At 49.8% G+C, this 20,058-nt stretch carries 19 protein-coding genes; 13 read left to right on the forward strand and 6 right to left on the reverse strand.

Annotated features, from left to right (window positions below; translation table 11 throughout):
• Positions 1–129 precede the first annotated feature (129 nt).
• Complete coding sequence (locus AC5JLP_RS04485) at positions 130–666, reverse strand: hypothetical protein (protein WP_496066709.1); 537 nt, start codon at positions 664–666, stop codon at positions 130–132.
• A gap of 838 nt (positions 667–1,504) precedes the next feature.
• Between AC5JLP_RS04485 and AC5JLP_RS04490 the strand changes: the two genes are divergently transcribed.
• Positions 1,505–4,048, forward strand: a complete 2,544-nt coding sequence (locus tag AC5JLP_RS04490; protein ID WP_496066710.1) for an EAL domain-containing protein — start codon at positions 1,505–1,507, stop codon at positions 4,046–4,048.
• A gap of 80 nt (positions 4,049–4,128) precedes the next feature.
• On the opposite strand, the gene galE is transcribed toward AC5JLP_RS04490, so the two are convergent.
• Together galE and AC5JLP_RS04500 are read right to left on the reverse strand one after the other, a co-directional pair.
• Positions 4,129–5,130, reverse strand: a complete 1,002-nt coding sequence (gene galE / locus AC5JLP_RS04495) for a UDP-glucose 4-epimerase GalE (protein WP_496066711.1) — start codon at positions 5,128–5,130, stop codon at positions 4,129–4,131.
• Positions 5,131–5,308: 178 nt separating this feature from the next.
• Positions 5,309–6,424, reverse strand: a complete 1,116-nt coding sequence (locus AC5JLP_RS04500) for a Gfo/Idh/MocA family protein (protein ID WP_496066712.1) — start codon at positions 6,422–6,424, stop codon at positions 5,309–5,311.
• 444 nt (positions 6,425–6,868) lie between these two features.
• On the opposite strand from AC5JLP_RS04500, the gene AC5JLP_RS04505 reads away from it, so the two are divergent.
• The 12 genes from AC5JLP_RS04505 (at position 6,869) to AC5JLP_RS04560 (ending at position 16,215) form a co-directional block, all read left to right on the forward strand.
• The gene (locus AC5JLP_RS04505) at positions 6,869–8,386 is read left to right on the forward strand and encodes a DEAD/DEAH box helicase family protein (protein WP_496066713.1); all 1,518 of its coding nucleotides are present in this window, start codon (positions 6,869–6,871) and stop codon (positions 8,384–8,386) included.
• 519 nt (positions 8,387–8,905) lie between these two features.
• Positions 8,906–9,424, forward strand: coding sequence for a low amplitude/bright protein LabA (gene labA / locus AC5JLP_RS04510; protein ID WP_496066714.1), 519 nt, complete (start codon positions 8,906–8,908; stop codon positions 9,422–9,424).
• Between the two features lie 192 nt (positions 9,425–9,616).
• Positions 9,617–11,260 carry a 2-isopropylmalate synthase gene (locus AC5JLP_RS04515; RefSeq protein ID WP_496066715.1) on the forward strand — a complete coding sequence of 548 codons (1,644 nt, stop codon included), beginning with the start codon at positions 9,617–9,619 and terminating at the stop codon, positions 11,258–11,260.
• 234 nt (positions 11,261–11,494) lie between these two features.
• Complete coding sequence (locus AC5JLP_RS04520) at positions 11,495–12,847, forward strand: PIN domain-containing protein (RefSeq protein WP_496066716.1); 1,353 nt, start codon at positions 11,495–11,497, stop codon at positions 12,845–12,847.
• A 153-nt stretch (positions 12,848–13,000) separates the two neighbouring features.
• A complete protein-coding gene (locus tag AC5JLP_RS04525; RefSeq protein WP_496066717.1) occupies positions 13,001–13,210 on the forward strand; it encodes a type II toxin-antitoxin system HicB family antitoxin in 210 nt (69 codons plus the stop codon).
• Complete coding sequence (locus AC5JLP_RS04530; RefSeq protein WP_496066718.1) at positions 13,203–13,430, forward strand: type II toxin-antitoxin system HicA family toxin; 228 nt, start codon at positions 13,203–13,205, stop codon at positions 13,428–13,430. The genes AC5JLP_RS04525 and AC5JLP_RS04530 overlap by 8 nt, the downstream gene beginning before the upstream one ends.
• Positions 13,431–13,439: 9 nt before the next feature.
• Complete coding sequence (locus AC5JLP_RS04535) at positions 13,440–13,631, forward strand: type II toxin-antitoxin system HicB family antitoxin (protein WP_496066719.1); 192 nt, start codon at positions 13,440–13,442, stop codon at positions 13,629–13,631.
• On the forward strand, positions 13,613–13,744 hold the full coding sequence (locus AC5JLP_RS04540; protein WP_496066720.1) for a DUF6887 family protein: 132 nt from the start codon (positions 13,613–13,615) through the stop codon (positions 13,742–13,744). Before AC5JLP_RS04535 ends, AC5JLP_RS04540 begins: the two co-directional genes overlap by 19 nt.
• A 100-nt stretch (positions 13,745–13,844) precedes the next feature.
• The gene (locus tag AC5JLP_RS04545) at positions 13,845–14,318 is read left to right on the forward strand and encodes a type II toxin-antitoxin system VapC family toxin (RefSeq protein ID WP_496066721.1); all 474 of its coding nucleotides are present in this window, start codon (positions 13,845–13,847) and stop codon (positions 14,316–14,318) included.
• Between the two features lie 3 nt (positions 14,319–14,321).
• The gene (locus AC5JLP_RS04550) at positions 14,322–14,525 is read left to right on the forward strand and encodes a hypothetical protein (protein WP_496066722.1); all 204 of its coding nucleotides are present in this window, start codon (positions 14,322–14,324) and stop codon (positions 14,523–14,525) included.
• 26 nt (positions 14,526–14,551) lie between these two features.
• Positions 14,552–15,355, forward strand: a complete 804-nt coding sequence (locus AC5JLP_RS04555; RefSeq protein WP_496066723.1) for a class I SAM-dependent methyltransferase — start codon at positions 14,552–14,554, stop codon at positions 15,353–15,355.
• 20 nt (positions 15,356–15,375) lie between these two features.
• Positions 15,376–16,215, forward strand: a complete 840-nt coding sequence (locus AC5JLP_RS04560) for a carbohydrate ABC transporter permease (RefSeq protein ID WP_496066724.1) — start codon at positions 15,376–15,378, stop codon at positions 16,213–16,215.
• Positions 16,216–16,218: 3 nt separating this feature from the next.
• On the opposite strand, the gene AC5JLP_RS04565 is transcribed toward AC5JLP_RS04560, so the two are convergent.
• The 3 genes from AC5JLP_RS04565 to AC5JLP_RS04575 are packed head-to-tail and all read right to left on the reverse strand — an operon-like array spanning position 16,219 to position 20,009.
• Entirely contained in the window at positions 16,219–18,762 is a 2,544-nt protein-coding gene (locus AC5JLP_RS04565; protein ID WP_496066725.1) for an HD family phosphohydrolase, read from the reverse strand.
• Complete coding sequence (locus AC5JLP_RS04570) at positions 18,668–18,916, reverse strand: hypothetical protein (protein WP_496066726.1); 249 nt, start codon at positions 18,914–18,916, stop codon at positions 18,668–18,670. The genes AC5JLP_RS04565 and AC5JLP_RS04570 overlap by 95 nt, the downstream gene beginning before the upstream one ends.
• A gap of 49 nt (positions 18,917–18,965) precedes the next feature.
• Complete coding sequence (locus tag AC5JLP_RS04575; RefSeq protein WP_496066727.1) at positions 18,966–20,009, reverse strand: ADP-ribosylglycohydrolase family protein; 1,044 nt, start codon at positions 20,007–20,009, stop codon at positions 18,966–18,968.
• Between the last annotated feature and the right edge of the window lie 49 nt (positions 20,010–20,058).

A 20,058-nucleotide genomic window follows, 5' to 3' on the forward strand; every position in this document is an offset into this window, starting at 1 on the left:
TGTTATGTTCCAGTGAATCCCTAAACCTATGAACCAACAACGTTTGAAACTCGGTACGGGATGTCAGGAGCCAGTGTTGGAAATGCTGCTTTGCCTCCTGGTTTCTGGCTCCTGAATGCTCAACTCAACTTATCTCTTTGCCTGTTTCTGGTTGCTCTGCTTTTGCAAGTCGGCCTTGCAGACGTTCAAAATGCGGTGGTCGTTTTCGCTAAGCTTGTTGATCCGCTGGAATCCTTCTAGACCGATGGCTTGAAAAGCAGGATTGCCTTCTGTAGCAACGTTAGAAGTCTTCTCTAACGCAATTTCAAATGGGTTTGTAGTGCGATCGTAACTATTCACCACCGTTAGCGCTAGTTGCTCACCCTCAAACTTACCAGAGGTGCAATCGAAGGACGATCGTGGCATGTATAATGCTCCAACCACGTTGCCTTGCTTAGATTCAAACACGAAATAGCCTTGACCAATCTGTTCGGGCTGCGCCGATTGCCCGTAAAGGTAAACTCCATCGGGTAAGGCTGACTTAGGTGCTGCTTCTGTACGAGCGATCGCGGGCAACAAACCAGCACCGAGCAAGCCAACGGTGAGCGATAATCCTGCTAAAAGGTGACGAGAGCGACTTAGCTGAGAGAACCACGGCGAGAGTGCGTGGACGAGTTGGTTTCGCATCGCGTTTCTCCTCTGAGACTGAAACAGTGAACTGAAAAAGAAGACTTATAAATTCCATTCCCAACATAACGGGAAGGATAGATCAGCTTCGGTAAATACACGGCCATAAACATCGATTCCGGAGCTTGAGATCAGATTACGATAATCTCAAAGGCTCTACATCATCCCTCTGACTCACCTGGCTGGGTGAGTACACGTCACTTTTGGTAGAAGTTTTCAGCGCTCTGACTGGTAGCCTGACGACTTCTGCTAGTGGGCTTATAAATCTCTATAACTATCAAATCATTAATGGCAGACTTCTACAATTACATTTAGTGACAGTAATTGGCTGTGGGGTCTTGGGTGGGGATGGGTACTATTGAAAGAGGGTGAAATTAAAAAGGGTGAAGCAACGGTTCATAGCACTGTCTCACAGGAGAGCCATCTTTTGGTTTGGCAAGCATTTCTGTTTAATATCAACAAACCACTCTTAGGCTGCACGGATGGTCACGCTACATGACGCAAGCGACATCTAAATCATGGTCGATCGACCGCAGCTCAACGCTGTTTTTGGGCAACAGTAGATCGGGGTGATTGCTCCTGTATGAGTTAAGCTTCAAGCACTGCACCTCATAATGCGATCGTGCCATTGACAAAGATCATAAGCTGACAGCCATTGGTTAGGTGACAGCCTGAAAGGCACCAGAGGCAGTGGTTGGCCGTTGGCCGCATATTCCCTGAATCATCAGTTTGCTTTTAAGGGTTACTGTCGGTGGAATGGTTACTCCAAACGCCGTTCATGGTGTCACCCTGCTCTACCGTTTCACGTTCTGCCCCAACCTCAATACTTGCTGTTGACATGACGGATTTCCGCTTTAACCCCAAAGGGATAGTCAGAAATGGTCGCCGCTGTTTAACGTGGGCTTTCAAGCATCCTGCGTTCCTTTCTGGTGTTCTGGCGACTGGCTTAGTGTTAGGCGTGCGTCAGGCAGGTGGACTGCAATCGTTAGAGCTATTGGCCTTTGACCAGATGGTGCGGCTGCGCCCTGATACTGGTGCCGATTCCCGCTTGCTTATTGTTGCGATTACTGAAGACGATATTCGATCGCAAAACCGTTGGCCCATATCCGATCAGGTTGTTGCAGAACTGCTGGCGAAGTTAAACCAGTATCAACCTAAAGCGATCGGTCTAGACATTTATCGTGACGTACCACAAGAGCCAGGTCATGGGTTGCTGCTGAAGGAGTTGCGCTCTAGCAACGTGACGACTGTCATGCTTCTGGGTGATGCAGATAATAGTAGTGTGCCGCCACCCTTTGGGGTGCCTGTCGATCGCGTCAGTTTTAGCGATTTTGTGATTGACCCCGATGCGGTCGTACGACGCAATCTACTGTTTGCCACCTCAAATAAGGAAAAACTCTACTCATTTGCTCTCCGCCTAAGCCTGCAATACTTGGCGGATAAACAGCTTCCCTTCCGCGTTGGCACAAACGCTCTACAAATCGGCAACGCAGCATTTCCAGTACTCGACCCAAGTGCGGGCGGCTATCGTGCACTTGACGATCGGGGCTATCAGGTGTTGCTTAACTACCGCTCTGCTAAAAACGTGGCTCGACAGGTGACGCTCACGCAAGTCCTGAAGGGTGAGCTTCAGCCAGAATGGGTAAAAGACAAGCTTGTACTGATTGGTACCACAGCTCCTAGCGGCAAAGATTTATTTTTAACGCCTTACAATTTATCAGCAGCTCAGCAAAACCCGAAAACGCCAGGAGTTTTGATTCACGCTCAAATGGTGAGTCAAATTCTGGGTCAGGTGTTAGATGGGAATGCCTTGCCGTGGTACTGGCCTGAACCGAGTGAGATCCTATGGATAGGGCTATGGTCTATTGTCGGTGGGGGACTGGCATGGCGATTCCGTCATCCCGGCTCGCTAGTGGGCATGATTGTTCTTGCAGGCGTTGGGTTGGGCTGCATCTGCTTTGGCTTGATGCTGCAAGGGGGATGGGTGCCTATTGTGCCAGCCGCGATCGCTCTGATTTTGGCTACGGCGGGAGTTGTGGTGTATCGGCTGTTGCATGATGCATTTCACGATGCACTCACCGGCTTGCCCAACCGAGCTTTGTTGATGAAGCGCCTCCAATGGGTCATCAGACGGCAGCCACCTTGCTCGAATGCAGAGCCACCATCAGAGGCACCCTCGATCGCGGTTCTTTTTGTCGGCTTAGATAGCTTCAAAGCGATTAATGATAGTTTTGGGCACCGTCTGGGTGATCAGCTTCTAGTAGCGACCACCGCTCGTCTTAAGGCTTGTCTGCGATCGACCGATCACATTGCACGAGTAGGCGGTGATGAGTTTGCCATTTTGCGGCACCACATTCGAGACACGGCTGAAATTACGGAGCTTGCCGATCGGCTACAACAGCAGATGACGTTGCCGATTACGCTCAATGGACAAGAGGTCTTTAGTACTGCCAGCATTGGTATTGTGTTGGGTCGCTCTGACTCAGAATACGAACCTGAAGACATTCTGCGGGATGCCCACACAGCGATGCACCGCGCCAAGGCGTCAGGGAAAGCGCGCCATGAGGTGTTTGTTACAGGTATGCGAGTGCAGGTAATGACGCGGCTCCAGCTTGAGACAGACCTGCGTCGTGCCGTCGAACGGCAAGAATTTCGGCTCCATTACCAACCGCTGGTGTCATTACAAACTGGTAGGATTGCTGGCTTTGAAGCTTTGGTACGCTGGCAGCACCCGGAGCGCGGCTTGGTACCACCCAACGATTTCATTCCAGTGGCAGAAGAAACGGATTTGATTATCCCTATGGGGCAGTGGATTACTTACGAAGCCTGCCGACAATTGCGCCTCTGGCAGGAGAAGTTTCCCAGAGAGCAACCCCTATTGGTGAGTGTCAACTTGTCAGGAAAGCAATTTTCGCAACCAGATTTGGTTGAGCAGATTGAACGCACGCTGCAAGAAACAGAGTTGGATGGACACAGCTTAAAGCTAGAAATTACCGAAAGTATGGCGATGACGGACGTAGAGTCTACGATCGCCCTCCTTCAGCGGCTGAAAGCCCTTCATCTGCAACTGAGCATTGATGACTTTGGCACGGGCTATTCGTCATTGAGCTACCTGCACCGCTTCCCCACAAACACCATTAAGGTCGATCGCTCCTTTGTGAGCCGTATGGGCGATGAAAGCGAAGATGCTCAAATTGTCCAGACCATCATCATTTTGGGTCACAACTTGAATATGGATATTGTGGCAGAAGGGGTTGAAACTGCCGAGCAACTTGCCAGCCTGCGCGGACTCAAATGTGAGTATGGACAGGGCTACTTTTTCTCTAAGCCGCTAGTAGCAGAGGCCGCCGAAGCGTTGCTTCATACCGATCCGCAGTGGTGAGGGATGAGGGATGAAGAAGTTGTTGGTTGTTGGTTTTTAGTTGTTAGAAGGAAGCTGACGGCTGATAGCTGATAGCTAATTCACTGAGCGTGACGCTTTTGATGCCAGCTCCAGGCGTGGGAGAGCAGAGTGTGCAAATCGGCGTACTGTGGGTTCCAGCCTAAAACAGTACGAGCACGATCGCCACTGCCCACCAGCGCAGGAGGATCACCGGGGCGACGAGGATGCTCGATCGCGGGAATCTCGCGTCCTGTCACCTGCCGTGCCATCTCAATGACTTCGCGCACCGAAAAGCCATTCCCGTTGCCCAGGTTGAAAATCGTTGTGTTACCACCGTTCAGCAGGTATGACAGTCCTAGAACGTGTGCCTGTGCAAGGTCTGTGACATGAATATAGTCGCGGATGCAAGTGCCATCAGGGGTGGGATAGTCCGTGCCGAAGATGGCGATCGAGTCGCGTAGTCCTAATGCGGCTTGCAAGACGAGCGGAATCAAGTGGGTTTCGGGCGAGTGATCTTCACCCAAGCGTCCGTCTGGATCAGCTCCTGCCGCATTGAAGTAGCGAAAGCAGACCGATTTAAAGTCATAGGCTTTGTCAAAATCAGTGAGCACTCGCTCGACCATCAGCTTTGTTGCGCCGTAGGGATTAATGGGATTTTGAGGATGGTCTTCAGGAATGGGGATTATCTGCGGTACACCATAAGTCGCACAGGTAGAGGAAAAGACGAAGTGCTTCACATTTGCTGCCAGCATGGCCTCTAGCAACGTGAGGGTACCAACAAAGTTGTTTTGGTAGTACTTCGCAGGGTCTGTAACGGATTCGCCTACATAGGCATACGCTGCAAAGTGCATGACCGCACCAATATTGTGGGTGGCAAACAGTTTGTCTAACAGGGGACGATCGTTCGTATCACCTTCGATCAGCTCAACGTTTAGAACTGTCTCGGCGATATCTCGATGCCCATACACTAGATTGTCTAGCACAATGACGTGGTAACCTGCCTGTTGAAGTGCCAAGACTGCGTGGGAGCCGATATAGCCAGCCCCGCCAGTAACCAGGATTGTTGCTTGACTCTGTGACATACGTGATTGCCTGCTGAAGATTCCTTAAACGCTGGACTTAGTCTAATCCAGGTTTTGTGAAGTCAAAGTAAATTGCAAGAACCGTTCGTCGCAGATTTATGAGGGAATGATTGAGTTTGAGCAGCTTCAGCGGTTAGCAGACAGCAATTACCCTCTACCGTCTGTCTTCTCGTGCGTTCTAACTACAACCGATAACGGCTTGCTCTACCTTCACCCATCGTCCATTCTCATTGGACTCGTGCGCCAGATCCATCAAGCGCTGAGCATAGAGTCCCTCCTGCAAGGAAGGCGCGATCGCCTGTCCAGCGTCAATACCCTGCACCCAGCGATCGACAATACGGACAAACGGCGCAATGCGACCATCTTGAAACGTTTCAGGAAACTCCAGATGTCTGGGGATGTCTAGCTCCTTCAGTGGTTCACCCAAATGGCTACCCCAGAGCTTAAAGCCGTGAACGTAATCTTTTTGGTTATCGCTGCCGAGAACAAGCGTACCGCGATCACCATACACCTCAACCCAATGTCCCCGTCCCTGATAGGTAGCAGCACTCAAGCATAGTTGGCAGGGTGTACCATCCGCCAGTTCCAGCAGAATCATGCAAATGTCATCTGCATCAACAGGCTTAAGTTGACCACTGGCGAGATCGGGACGTTCTGGTACGGAAACACTCAGACGCGCGCAAAGTTGCTTAATAGGGCCAAATAGCCAGGCAATGTAGTCAAAGGCATGGGAGCCGATCGCGCTCAATGCACCACCCCCCTGATCCTTCCGCGCATACCAGTTCCAGGGACGCGAGGCATCAGCACGACTTGGCACTAACCAATCCACTTTAATCAGTCGCAGCTTACCAACATAGCCTTCTGCCAACAGTTCTGCCAGTCGTAACCATGCTGGAATGCAGCGAAACTCAAAATTGAGATTTGCCACAACGCCATTCGCGGTAGCTAGCTGCTGCAAGGCGATCGCTTCACTAGCTGCAAGCGTTGTTGGTTTTTCTAGCAGCAGATGTTTTCTGCCGCTTAGAACTGTTTTTGCCTGCTCATAATGCAGAAACGGTGGCGTAGAAATGCTGACACCCTGGACATCCGGCAGAGCGATAACGTCTTTGATCGTCTCGCAGGCATACGGAATCTGGTATTGCTGAGCGATCGTGTCTGCTTTAGCGCGATCGCGATGGTACACGGCAACAATTTTTGTTCGAGGATGTGCCCGAAAGCCAGGAATATGTACTTTTTGCCCAAAACCTGTACCGACGATCGCCACACCAATGGTGGGTTGAGTAGAAAAAGCCATGTAGAAGGGTTGTTGGTTGTTAGTGGTTAGACGGGAGGGAAAGCAGAGAGGTTAAGGAAGTAGGAAAGAACTTTGAGTTCTGAGTTTTGAATTCTGAGTTCTCAACAGTTGCCAGTAAACAGTGATCAGTCGCAGAGCTAGAAACTGGAGATTGCTGACTGAAACCGGAGACTGACTCCTGACTTCTGACTGCATTTTTAGCCTTTAGCCTTCATCCTTTTACCTTCTTAGGACTTACGCATTTGCCCCCAAACCCCCAATGCTGGGGGCTTTAATTGGCTCGGTTCCCCCAGCATTGGGGGCTAGGGGGCGAAAGATGATCGCTTTTGCGTAAGTCCTACTTCTCTTATCCAATTCTCTATCGAAACCGCTACTATTGCAGGTACACAAGACGAATCGCTGACAGGGATAGAGATTGATCCCGATGCTCAAATAGAATCACTTATGGCTCGGACTCCTACGCTATCTTACGATCGCGGCACGCTCATTCTGCATCCACCGCCACGCGGCAAAGAGTGGATGGATTTTGCCACGTGGGACGATCGCGTGGAGCGGTTTCGCATTCCGGCGATGCAGTATCGCAAGCTTGTGCTGGCATTACGGGCAGCGGGAACGGAGTTAGACGATCGTGCAAGCGCGTTTCGTGAGCTTGCACTCATCCCCAAGCTAGAAATGGAGCCTTACCTGCATCAGCAGGAAGCCTTAGCGGCTTGGGTTGGCGCAGGGCGGATGGGTTTAGTCGTCCTACCGACGGCGGCTGGTAAAACTTATTTGGCGCAAATGGCAATGCAAGCAACCAAACGCAGCACGCTGATTATGGTGCCGACGTTGGATTTGATGCATCAATGGTACGCTCATCTGATTGCGGCCTTTCCGGATGTCGAAATTGGCTTACTGGGGGGTGGTTCGAGAGATCGATCGCCTATTCTCGTCTCGACTTATGACAGTGCTGCCATTCATGCGGAAACGCTAGGCAATCAGTATGCTTTGCTGATTTTTGATGAGTGCCATCATTTACCCAGCGATTTCAATCGGGTGATTGCTGAATACGCGATCGCTCCTTACCGTCTGGGCCTGACTGCTACGCCCGATCGCACCGACGGCAAACACGAAGATCTCTACACCCTCATTGGCGCGGAAGTGTACCGCAAAAGTGCTGAGGAACTGTCGGGTACGGCGCTTGCCAAACACAAAGCAGTCCAAATGCGGGTGCGTCTGTCGGAGCAAGAGCGCGATCGCTACGACGAGTTGATGCAGGTGCGAAATCAGTTCTTGCAAGAGGCCAAAATTTTCCTCGGTTCTGTACAAGGGTGGCAGCGGTTTGTGCAGGCAAGTGCTCGTTCTAAAGCAGGACGACGAGCGATGTTAGCCCATCGTGAAGCACGGGCGATCGCCTTTGGGACAGAAGGCAAACTGCGCGTTCTGGCAGATTTACTAGCCGCCCATTATCCCGATCGCACGCTCATTTTTACGGATGACAACGCAACGGTATACCGCATTTCCCAAGCATTTTTGATTCCTGCCATCACGCACCAGACAGGCGTCAAAGAGCGGCATGATATTCTGGCTAAATTTAAAGCGGGTGAATATCGGGCATTGGTTGCATCACGAGTGCTGAACGAAGGGGTGGATGTACCTGATGCGAGTGTCGCGATCGTGCTTTCGGGTACAGGGTCTACCCGCGAACATATTCAGCGATTGGGGCGAGTGCTGCGCAAGGGCAAAACGCCTGACAAACTGGCAATACTTTACGAAGTGGTGGCAGAAGATACCAATGAAGAAAACGTGTCTCGCCGCCGCCAAAATCAGCCTGCTCACACTCAAACCAGGCAGTTAGAGCTAGTGCCGTCTTCACCAGGCTATCCCATACTTCTACCTGTGACCCCTCGTGCTGCTGAGCCTCAAACAGATTGGAGCACGGCACTAACCGATGCGGCAGAACAGCCCCTTGATGGTGACTGAACGGCTCAACTCGGTTAATATCGATCTCTCGTTATAGAGAACCGTTTGGTCTTGATGCCGCGATGCTATCGCTCTAGGTGAGTTCATGGGGGCAGAGTCTGAAGTTTTTTGCAATAATTAAGGAGATTCAACAGTCTTAAATTCTATGCTCTTATCTTACGATTGTAGAAATATTGCGTGGATTCTCACTAAATTTGACCGCTAAAGAATGCTATTTAACTGCTCAATTAATGTTTTTATGGTGAACCATAACCGCACGACTTATAGATGTTCTGGACAGATAAATCCTCCCTCAGGAGGATGCTTTTACCTGATGCAAGCTGTTAATAGCAAAAGTCTTGCTTAGAAGACTTACAGAGTAAGGTCTTACGAACGCTGGTGAACAACCTCTGATTGGATTTTCCTGGCGTATGTTCGTTAAGTCATTACTTGGTGACTGTCGTGATTCTGGATTAACGACTCTAAAATGAGTTGTTACAATTACATTTATTTTCTACAAATTTTAGGTCTTTAGTTTCTATGGCTTATGCAACGAGTCGTCTTTCTATTTTTGTGGACGGGAACAATATGTTCTATGCCCAACAAAAAAATGGCTGGTTTTTCGATCCAAAGCGAGTATTAGAGTACTTTACCCATGATCCAGACGTAAACTTAATCAACGCTTTTTGGTACACAGGTCTCAAAGATCCTCAAGATCAGCGAGGCTTTAGAGATGCTTTGATCAGTTTGGGCTATACGGTAAGAACCAAAATTCTCAAAGAATACTACGACGATAATTCTGGGCGTTATTCGCAAAAAGCAAACCTGGACATTGAAATTGTGGTGGATATGTTCAATACCGTTGAACAATACAATCGAGTGATTCTTTTTAGCGGCGATGGCGATTTTGAACGCGCGATCGAACTCCTACGTTCCAAAAATACACACATTACGGTTGTTTCTACCGAAGGCATGATTGCCCGCGAACTTCGTAACGTCACCGATCGCTATATTGATTTGAACGCTATTCGTAAAGAAATTGAAAAAGCAGACTATTAGGGCAGTGAGGGGAGTGGCGCAAGAGGACGTGGAGACGTTTGACCTGCGAGCTTGGTTTTGCTTGCTTCTCTGAACGTTGACTCTCCGGGCGGCTGCTTGAAATACGTAATACTACAAGTTGAAGTGCGAAATGCGCCTTCACCCTCTAGAATGGTGATATTGTCGCTTGCATGACAGCAGGAATCTCTACTTATGGAAACACAGCCTCAACCCAGTCACGATCGCGTCATTATTTTCGATACCACCCTGCGGGATGGTGAGCAGGCTCCCGGTGCTTCGCTTAACATTGATGAAAAGCTGACGATCGCCCGCCAACTTGCGCGGCTGGGTGTGGATGTGATTGAAGCAGGATTCCCTTACTCCAGCCCTGGAGACTTTGAGGCTGTCCAGAAAATTGCCGAAGTCGTGGGTGTTGAAGGTGGCCCCCGCATTTGTGGCTTAGCACGGACGACGCAAAATGACATCAAAGCCGCAGCAGAAGCGTTGAAGCCTGCGGTTCACTCGCGCATTCACACATTTATCGCTACATCGGATATTCACTTGCAGTACAAGCTGAAGAAATCGCGGGCGGAAGTGCTGTCGATCGCGGGTGAAATGGTTGCTTACGCTAAATCGTTTGTGGATGATGTCGAATTTTCGCCCGAAGATGCAGGGCGCTCTGACCCAGAATTTCTCTATCAAGTGCTAGAACGGGCGATCGCGGCAGGTGCTACAACTGTCAACATTCCCGATACGGTGGGCTACACCACTCCTGCGGAATTTGGCGCGTTGATTCGGGGCATTAAAGAGAATGTGTCGAATATCGATCGAGCCATCATTTCCGTTCATGGTCACAACGATTTGGGGCTGGCGGTTGCCAACTTCCTGGAAGCGGTGAAGAACGGTGCGCGACAGCTCGAATGCACTATCAACGGCATTGGCGAACGAGCAGGGAATGCAGCACTGGAAGAGCTGGTCATGGCGCTACACGTCCGACGACAGTACTTTAACCCCTTCTTGGGTCGTCCCGTCGAGTCCGAAGCACCGCTGACTAATATTGATACGCGCCAAATTTACAAGTCCTCACGCTTGGTATCGAACCTGACGGGAATGCTGGTGCAGCCGAACAAAGCGATCGTCGGTGCCAATGCCTTTGCTCACGAATCGGGCATTCATCAGGACGGGGTGCTCAAAAATCGGTTGACCTATGAAATTATGGATGCTCAATCTATTGGTCTCACGGATAACCAGATTGTGCTGGGCAAACTGTCGGGACGCAACGCCTTTCGATCGCGCCTCAAAGAGTTGGGCTTTGACCTCGCTGACCAAGAACTCAACAAAGCCTTCGTCCGCTTCAAGGAACTGGCAGACAAAAAGAAAGACGTGACGGATTGGGATCTGGAAGCGATCGTCAACGACGAAATCCAACAGGCTCCCGACTTGTTCCGTCTGGAACTGGTGCAGGTGTCCTGCGGCGATCGCGCCCATCCCACCGCGACGATCGCCATCCGCACGCCCGATGGCCAGGAACTCACCGATGCTGCTACGGGAACGGGACCAGTCGATGCCGTCTACAAAGCCATCAACCGCGTGGTGAATGTGCCCAACGAACTGATCGAGTTCTCCGTGCAATCCGTCACCGCTGGCATCGACGCGATCGGCGAAGTCACCATCCGCCTCCGTCAGGGCGATCGCATTTTCTCCGGGCACGCCGCCAACACCGACATCATTGTGGCATCCGCGCAGGCATATGTGAATGCGTTGAATCGTCTCTATGCTTCCATGCAGCGTCAGGATGAAGCAGGTAAGGTCGCGGTTGAAAGGAAAGTGGAAGGGGTAGTGGCGATCGAAGGCTAAAAACTGCCTCAAGCAGAATTTTGCTAGGGTTACCGCCGAAGCGCAGAGATAGATTTTCAGCTCTTTTGTGCTTTGGCGGTGGAGATTAATTGTCGGCTATCAGAGATGTCGATAAGGACATAATTGAAACTCATTAGCAAGATTTAGAGACTAACGTGCTTGTCGTAATTGAAACTCTCATTAAAGTTCTTACGCTATAATCCCAACAAAGTTGAGTCTATTTTGGGTAAAGTCATGAACTTCAAAGCCCTTTTTATTGATACAAATATTTTTCTACACTACCGATCCTTTGATGAAATAGATTGGTTAAAGATACTAAATGTTGATCAAGTAGAGATACGGTTACCAAGTATCGTAGTTCAGGAACTTGACAAGCATAAATATAGTTCTTCGTCAAAACTACGTAATAAAGCAACTAACGTTACTAAAAAGCTTCATAAATTAGTTGATTCTGGTCTTAAAACAAATTTGAAGCCAAATATAGACATTTGTTTTGAAGTGGATAATAAGTCTCCTGATTTTGCAGCTTTGAATCTAGATCCTAATTCTCAAGATGATAGACTTTTAGCAAGCATTTTATCGTTCAGGTCTGAAAACCCTAGTTTGCCAGTAATTTTAGTTGCAGCAGATTTGGGCTTAAGGTTGAAAGCGAAATATTATCAGATAGAAGCTATTTGCTTGCCATATGACTTAAAGCTTCCAGACGAGTTGGATCAGACTGATAAGCGTATCAGAGAGCTTGAAAAAGAGGTTTTGGAATTTCGACAAAGAACACCTGATTTGAGGCTATGCTTTTCAGGGAACTCTGACAGGATTACTTATACGGTGAGAAAACCATTCTCACAAAGTTTTAATGCTAGTGAAACAATTGAGAGAGGTATTGAACAGCTTCAAAAAGAGTTTCCAAAGATGCCAGAAATTCAACTTGATAGTCAACTGGTCAATCCCTCGCATAGAACTATCCATCAGATGTATGGGAGCGATACGCCAGAAATTTTGCCCCACGAAATCTCAAGTTACAATAAAGAGCTTGATGAGTTCTACAAGGCTTATAGACAGTATTTGGAAGAGTATATTCCCTGGCACGATGTCCGCTGCCGAACTTTCCTTCTAGACATATCAATATCTAACTTCGGCACCTGTCCAGCAGAAGACATTGACATACACATGCACTTTCCTGATGGTTTTTCCCTGTGTAGTATATTAAATCTTCCTGATATATCTGAACGACCAGCGCCGCCACTTCAGCCGATTCCTAGAACTCGAAAGGATAGATTAAATCTGATAAAGCCTTCTTTGGATAGATTGACGCTACGTCAAATTTCTCCATTCATTAGTTCTCAAAATCGAGCACAGCCTAATGTATCATCGCTTGATATTCGTCGTTCTAATAGTTACGATGTCGAACTTCATGTTCGTAAACTAAAACAAAATACATCAGAATATTTTGATTCAATTGGAATTATCTTTGAGTCATTTGAGCAAGTTTTGTCTTTCCAAATTGACTACCGGATTGTTGCTGCAAATGTTCCAAAACCAGTAACAGGAAAACTTCATGTAATATTGAATGACGGAACCGAGAGTTAAAACCCTATCTTAGAGGACGAAACCAATGCCTTATACTGATACGAAGGCTACTTGCAGTCGCTGAGTATGAACAGTCTCCGCCACAAATTGAGCGCTGTTAGATGTAACCCACTGCAGACGCGCTAGCTAAAAATGATTTGAGGATGACAAATAATGAAGAGTCGTAGTTTCACAGTGATTCTTCACAAAGAAGATGATGTGTATATTGCTGAATGTCCAGAGGTTGGCACCGTTGATCAAGGTGACACGATCGAACAGGCGATCGCGGGTTTAACAGAGGCAACACGGCTTTATCTAGAAGAATTTCCTCTCCCTGAAACCTCACCCCGCTTTATCACAAGCATTGAAGTCAGCTATGCCTAGACTGCCGCGAATCTCCAGCAGAGAAGCGATTCGGGCACTGGAGCGTTTGGGATTTGAGCAAAGCCGCCAAACAGGTAGCCATGTTGTAATGAAGAAGCAAACCGAAAAGGGTGAAGTTGGCTGCGTTGTCCCGCTACACCGCGAGTTGAAGCTTGGCACGTTAAGCGGCATCCTTAAGCAGGCGCAAATTACACCGGATGAATTTATCGAATGTTTGTGAGATCTAGATATGAGAACGGTTACCGCGATCGTTGAACAAGATTCTGCGACAAACCTGTATGTTGGCTATGTTCCTGGTTCCCCTAGCGCACATTCTCAGGGTGAGATGTTGGATGAGTTACACGAGAATTTACAGGAAGTGATCGAGATGCTGTTGGAAGATGAGCCATTAATTATGCTGCAATGTCTGACAAGGAATTGAGACAATACTTTCTCAGGCATCGTGAAGATAAGGCAGCGCTGCGATCGTATTTAGGTAGGGTAAGCGATCGTTCCCCTAGCATCATCACAGCCGTAGACGATCCTGGACTTTGATACCAAAATTCAAGCTGCCATTCTGCGATAAATGCGAGAGGCAGCCAATATATAGTGATGCAACAACGGTCTCGTACTTAAAGGTTGTGATTATCTACGTATGAGTGAAACGGTTTATCTCGAAACCAGCATCTTAGGCTATCTGACAGCGCGATCGACCAAGAACTTGATCCTGGCTGCAAACATTGAGATAACAAAGGATTGGTGGGAGTTTCATCGAAATGCCTTCATTCTTTATACGTCAGAGGCAGTCCTAAACGAGGTAGCACAGGGCGATGAAACAATCGCGGCTCAACGCTTGGAGGTATTGCGTGGCTTCCCATTGCTGGCGCTGAACCAAGCGGTACAAACTCTAGCAGCACAGTTTCTTGCTCATAGCAGTCTGCCGCCAAAAGCAAACGTGGATGCGATTCACATTGCTGCTGCAACCATTCACGGCATGGACTATCTGCTAACGTGGAACTGCAAGCATATTGCCAATGCTCAAATCCAGAGAAAATTAGCGAAGATTAGTCTCGATTTTGGCTACGAATTGCCAATCCTTTGCACCCCCTACGAACTAATGGCAGATTAAGTTATGTGGACAGATGAAATTGTAGAAGAAATCCACCAGATCCGCGAAGAGTACGCTAAGTCCTTCAATTATGACTTGGACGCAATCTTTGCAGATTTACGCGAAAAGCAAGCTGAAAGCGGTAGGGAAGTTGTGAACTTGTCACCTAAGCGTGATTTGACAAAGCTTTGGGAGCAAGGAGCGCAACTACTTGACGATGCATCATAGAAGATCTGATCGTTATCGAAAAAAACATGATGCAAGACGACATTCTTCAGAAAGAGCAGCAGTTTCATGATCAGTGGGCGGCTATTATCGATGTCGATGGCATTCGCGTTGCCGATTATTTTGAAGCCTGCACTGCCCCTGAAAATCGCTTCATTCTCAAACAACTGGGTGATTTGCACGGTAAATATTTGCTCGATCTGGGCTGTGGGGCGGGTGAAAACAGCGTGTATTTTGCCACGAAGGGGGCAAGGTGCGTTGCAGCGGATTACTCACCGGGCATGGTAGATGTGGCGCTGAAACTGGCGGCGGCAAATCAGGTCGAGGTCGAGGGAAAAGTGGTGAATGCGATGGCGATCGACTTCCCTGACAACACCTTCGACATTGTGTATGCGTCTAACCTGCTGCATCACATTCCCGATCCCCGTCTTGCGATTCAAGAAATGTACCGTGTGCTGAAACCTGGTGGCAAAGCCTGCTTCTGGGATCCGCTGAAGCATAATCCGGTGATTAATGTCTACCGTCGCATTGCCATAAAAGTACGGACGGAAGACGAAACGCCGTTAGATATCACGGTTGTTAATTTTGTACGATCGCGCTTCACTCAAGTTCATTACGATACCTTCTGGCTGGCGACTCTCTGGATCTTTCTGCGCTTTTACCTCATTGAAAAAGTGAATCCCAACGAGGAACGCTACTGGAAAAAGATTATTCTGGAACACGATCGATTGACGCCTGATTATCAGCGTTTAGAAACGCTCGATCAGGCGCTCAAAAAACTGCCGTTGATGAAGCGATTCGCCTGGAATCTGGCAGTTGTGGCGACTAAATAGTGTGCGACCTTAAACATACGATGACTCAAATACGGCGATCGCGGTTCTGGCAACAAATTTGGCTTTACGGTCTGTTAGGCACAATCGCGATCGCCATGCTCATTCCGTTAGTATGGCTAATTAGCACCTCAATGAAATCGCCAACGGAAGACATCTTTCAGTTTCCGCCGCAGTTATTTCCCAGCCAGCCGACCTTCCAAAATTTTGTCACGGTGTGGAAGGCCAACCCGTTTGGGCGCTATTTGTTCAACAGTACGCTTGTGGCCGTGCTGACGGTCGGGCTGAACTTGCTATTTTGTGCGCTGGCAGCGTACCCGTTAGCGCGGCTTAACTTTCGGGGACGAGAAGTCTTTTTCACGCTGATCGTCGCCACGATCATGATTCCCTTTCAGATTGTGATGATTCCGCTGTATGTGCTGGCGGTGCAGTTGGGGTTGCGGAACACGTATCTGGGCGTAATTTTTCCGGCGATCGCGTCTGCGTTTGGCATTTTCCTATTACGACAAGCGTTTCAGGGCGTGCCCAAAGAATTGGAAGAAGCGGGACGGATGGATGGCTGCTCGGAACTGGGGATCTGGTGGTATGTCATGATCCCCGCGATTCGTCCGGCACTGGTGACGCTGGCAATCTTCGTCTTCATCGGCTCTTGGAGCGACTTTCTGTGGCCCCTCATTGTCCTCGATCGCCCTGAATACTACACCCTTCCGCTGGGTGTAGCGACGTTAGCAGGCACCTTCTCGCTCGACTGGCGCTTAATTGCAGCGGGTTCCGTGATTTCGATCGCGCCCATTTTGTTGTTCTTTATTACCATGCAGCACTACATCGTCCCCACCGAATCTGGCAGCGGTGTGAAAGGTTGACGATCAGACTTTGCTCGTTGACGGCTGAATGCTAATTGGCTTTGTTGGATAGGCAATGCGCTGATGGTTTGATTGTTGCCAGACTTCGACGAAAACATGAGCGATTTTAGACATCTCCTCGCGAGTGAGGCCAGAATTGATCAGTTGTTTATCCTGCCAACGGGCGCGGAGGATCTTGTTGATCATGGCGAGGGCTTCTTTGGGAGTCGCGTCTTTGAGCGATCGCAGCGCCGCCTCACAAGAATCTGCCAGCATCACAATGCCCGTTTCTCGTGATTGAGGGGCAGGGCCGTCATACTGAAAGTCAGCGTCATTGATCGGTGGAACGGCTTTGCCTTGGGATGTTGCTGTTTGCACACGCTGCTGTGCCTGATGGTAGAAATAGGCAATCAGCATCGTGCCTTGATGCTCTGGAATAAAGGACTGTACAGCTTTGGGCAGACGGTGCTTTCGCGCCATAACAATGCCTTCAGTCACGTGTTTTTTGATGATGCCAGCACTTTTCCAGGGATCATCAATCAGGTCGTGCTTGTTGGGGCCGCCCATCTGATTCTCGATAAAGCCTAGCGGGTCATGCGTCTTGCCAATATCGTGATAGAGCGTTCCTGTCCGCACTAGCTCAACATTACAGTCCAGTGCCCGTGCGGCGGCTTCTGCCAGTGTCGCAACAAACAGGGTGTGCTGAAAGGTACCTGGTGTTTTAGCAGCCAGCTTTTTGAGCAGAGGACGATTGGGGTTTGCCAGTTCCACCAGACGAATGGTGGTCACGAGGTCAAACAATTGCTCTAAATAGGGACTGATGCCGATCGCCACAATGCTCCAAGCTAGCCCAATCAGCCCGTGAATCACGGTTGAACCGAGCAAGGTGTAAACCCCTGCGCCCGAAACGACACTGAGCAAAAGATAAAGGACTCCTTGAAGGATGCCGACTGCTGCCCCTAGTAAGGCCAATTCTTCTCGCGATCGCAGCCGTCCTGCCATGTACCCACAGAGGATGCCACCTGCTGCACTGGAAAAAAGATGGCTCCAGGGCAGCACTGTACCAATAGGAAGGCAGAGCGCTAACAGCACGGTTACAGCAATACCCAATGGTGAACCGTAGAAGCTGCCAACCAATAACCCAACGGCTGGCAGATTGGTTGACGGCACATGCAGAGTCAGCAGCAAGGGTGTACTCAACGTCAGCAGCACAATCAGGACGCGATCGCGGCATCGCATCCCCGGATGAAAGCGCTGTTCTACCAGCCAGTAAATACCGATTGTGCCGCTTATCACCATGCCAAACCCAATCAAACCAAACCAATCAACGCCGCGACGGCTCAGCTTGAAGCTATCCAACAGGGCAAAATCAGCCGTTGTAATCGTCTCACCCGCATGTACGATCGCCTCACCTTGGCGGATGGATACTATCTCTGGCTTCACGTCCTGTGCGGCTCGGTCTGCCATTAACTGTGTCTGGGTTTCATCTTTTACCAGGTTTGGCTGTAGGACTGCTAATAAGAGATTAGTTGCAATCGCCTCTGCACCTGCAGGCACCCAATCGTCTACCTGACGCTTCACTGCCTCATTAAGCAAGGATTGTGGCAACCCCAGTGGAATGCCCTGTGCCAAAATTCGGTCTGCTGCTTGCAGGATGCGGGTCTGCGTTAGTCGCCATTCTGGATCGGTTAAGCTCAGCAGCGAGGCATCATAGACGGGTTTTCCCGCTAGAGTAGCCGTATCAGGCAGCGATTTTAAGGCAATCACGTACTGCGATCGCGCCTGCGCAATCGACTCCATCAACGCATTGAAGTCAGTTGTATTTACGGTCCGGCGATACGATCGCAACTCGGCAAAGGCTTTTTGCTGCTTTGCGTCCAGGGTAGCCGTCTTTAATTTTGTAGTGGCCGCATCAGAACGGGTGGGAAGGCGGTTTGCCAGCGTCGCCAGTTGGTTCCAATCTTGTGCGGCTGCTTTTCGTAGGTACAACTGCACGGGCAGAGACAAAATAGCGGTTTTGACAAACGGAAAGGTACCTGCCAGTTGCCTCAATTCATTTCCCTGGTTTAGCTGCTGCTGAATGGCTTGTTCAATGCGCTGGTTCACGGTCTGGTCTAGCATCAGCACAGACGTAGCCTCTTTGCGGGCGACCTTGCGCTTTTCCTCAGTGGCTTTAGTATCTTCAACGGTTACTGTCGCAGGGGCAAAGATGGTCTGGGGTGCAGCCTTACCAACATCGAGTTTGGGAGCGTTGTAAAACCGATGCCCGATCGCGCTGGAGAGAGAAACAACCGTAACGGCAACGAGCAGGTAAGACCGAGAGGTGCTACCAGGAGCCACTTTTAGATTGGGTGCTGTTTGCCCATTGGGTTGTCCGGCAGAGCCATCTGCATTGGCAGGCAGTGTCTGAGCCGATCGCTTGGTAGAAGGTAGAGGGACGAGGGTGTGCAGCAGAGGGTGGGTGTTCGCTGTTTCACGCCATCGGGCTTGCCACGTTGCCCATAGTTGCCTGCTGCGATTGAGGCTTGGTGCCTCCAACGGTTGCGTCAGCCGACGAAGCAATTTCATAGTAATAGGCCATCGCTTTGCCAACGGCAGCGACTCTGAGTGAGATTACAAGATTGAGTGAGAACGATCGGCATAGCCCTTCCATTATAGAAAGCCGTTTTACCTTTGCAGCGGACGAGCAGTCTTCTGCCAGGAGGGACAGAAGCTCAATCATTGTCTTGACGGTGGTGGCCTGACGAATGACGTACTTGATGAACGCTGTATTACCGGGGACGAAGGAGACCAGGAGCTGCGATGGCGATCGACGGTTGGGAGGTGGATTGGTTGTATGAACCTGACCAGACTGTAAAAAGATGCGTTGCTAAATGGCACACCTCCAGATTAGATAGTTCTCCCAGCAATAGCAATGGACGATCAAGCCGCCATGCGAGGGGTAACCCACTAAGTCCGTGATGGCTACCGCTCAAGGCACCTGTTAACGCACACACAACCGATGCGGCCTCTCCGCAACGAGCCGCCCTTAGCAAGGACAGATGCAGATCGTCAAAGCAACTGAGGTAACAATAGAAGGCCAACGCGATCGCCTCATGACACGAGTGAGTGGTATGAGTCCGTAACCGATTGATCACAGTGTGCAGCCCAGGATCTTGTTGGAGGAGCGTTTGGGTCTGCTCCAGTGCCCCCATCAAATCTAGCAGGGTGTCTGTTGGCTTGGCAGTACTCCGTTTGAGGTAGTCTATGGTGCGGGGTAGTAGGGTGAGCCGTTCCATCTGCTCGTTAAGCCCCTGCGCGATCGCATAGCCTACAGCCAGTGAGACCGCTTCAAAGCTGGAAGGGGACTGCCAAAGCTGAACGGTTTGCCTCAAGATCTGCTGTTGTTTCGGTTCATTTTCGTAGAAAAATAAGGTGAGAGGAAGGGTCGCAAGCGCATACTCGGCTGAAATGAACGCCTTGCGTGATCGCGGCTGTGCCAGTGAGGCACTCGTTGCCACACGATCAGCCGCCAACTGAACCCCGATCGCAGCCATTTCAAGCTCGTTCCAACTGCCAGTACGCACGAGGGCGCGGGCACACTTAACAGCCGCGTTGCCCCACGGTGCTGGCACGGTCGGCATGTTGAGGTTGAATGTCAAGCCAGGATACCAGCCCAATAGCGTCGTGGGTGTTGGTGCGGGTAGTTTCTGTTCTGCTTCACGGATACCCTTGCGTTGAAGCGCTTGCTGCGATCGGCTGTAGGTTCCTAACGCTTCACCCAATGCTGATGCTAGCAAAGTGCCCTGAAAGCGGCTTAAGAGGGGATGGCGCATCGATCGTGGCTCGCTCCTGTGTATGGATAGGACTTATGCAAACCTCGGA

The organism is Stenomitos rutilans, assembly GCF_059505485.1.

Coding starts and splice junctions, on each gene's coding strand:
- AC5JLP_RS04555 (WP_496066723.1), top strand. CDS start 14,552: ATGATGCAAGACGACATTCTTCAGAAAGAGCAGCAGTTTCATGATCAG.
- AC5JLP_RS04520 (WP_496066716.1), top strand. CDS start 11,495: ATGAACTTCAAAGCCCTTTTTATTGATACAAATATTTTTCTACACTAC.
- AC5JLP_RS04560 (WP_496066724.1), top strand. CDS start 15,376: ATGACTCAAATACGGCGATCGCGGTTCTGGCAACAAATTTGGCTTTAC.
- AC5JLP_RS04500 (WP_496066712.1), bottom strand. CDS start 6,424: ATGGCTTTTTCTACTCAACCCACCATTGGTGTGGCGATCGTCGGTACA.
- AC5JLP_RS04505 (WP_496066713.1), top strand. CDS start 6,869: ATGGCTCGGACTCCTACGCTATCTTACGATCGCGGCACGCTCATTCTG.
- AC5JLP_RS04565 (WP_496066725.1), bottom strand. CDS start 18,762: ATGAAATTGCTTCGTCGGCTGACGCAACCGTTGGAGGCACCAAGCCTC.
- AC5JLP_RS04570 (WP_496066726.1), bottom strand. CDS start 18,916: ATGATTGAGCTTCTGTCCCTCCTGGCAGAAGACTGCTCGTCCGCTGCA.
- AC5JLP_RS04575 (WP_496066727.1), bottom strand. CDS start 20,009: ATGCGCCATCCCCTCTTAAGCCGCTTTCAGGGCACTTTGCTAGCATCA.
- galE (WP_496066711.1), bottom strand. CDS start 5,130: ATGTCACAGAGTCAAGCAACAATCCTGGTTACTGGCGGGGCTGGCTAT.
- labA (WP_496066714.1), top strand. CDS start 8,906: ATGGCTTATGCAACGAGTCGTCTTTCTATTTTTGTGGACGGGAACAAT.
- AC5JLP_RS04540 (WP_496066720.1), top strand. CDS start 13,613: ATGTCTGACAAGGAATTGAGACAATACTTTCTCAGGCATCGTGAAGAT.
- AC5JLP_RS04515 (WP_496066715.1), top strand. CDS start 9,617: ATGGAAACACAGCCTCAACCCAGTCACGATCGCGTCATTATTTTCGAT.
- AC5JLP_RS04490 (WP_496066710.1), top strand. CDS start 1,505: ATGACGGATTTCCGCTTTAACCCCAAAGGGATAGTCAGAAATGGTCGC.
- AC5JLP_RS04525 (WP_496066717.1), top strand. CDS start 13,001: ATGAAGAGTCGTAGTTTCACAGTGATTCTTCACAAAGAAGATGATGTG.
- AC5JLP_RS04535 (WP_496066719.1), top strand. CDS start 13,440: ATGAGAACGGTTACCGCGATCGTTGAACAAGATTCTGCGACAAACCTG.
- AC5JLP_RS04545 (WP_496066721.1), top strand. CDS start 13,845: ATGAGTGAAACGGTTTATCTCGAAACCAGCATCTTAGGCTATCTGACA.
- AC5JLP_RS04530 (WP_496066718.1), top strand. CDS start 13,203: ATGCCTAGACTGCCGCGAATCTCCAGCAGAGAAGCGATTCGGGCACTG.
- AC5JLP_RS04550 (WP_496066722.1), top strand. CDS start 14,322: ATGTGGACAGATGAAATTGTAGAAGAAATCCACCAGATCCGCGAAGAG.
- AC5JLP_RS04485 (WP_496066709.1), bottom strand. CDS start 666: ATGCGAAACCAACTCGTCCACGCACTCTCGCCGTGGTTCTCTCAGCTA.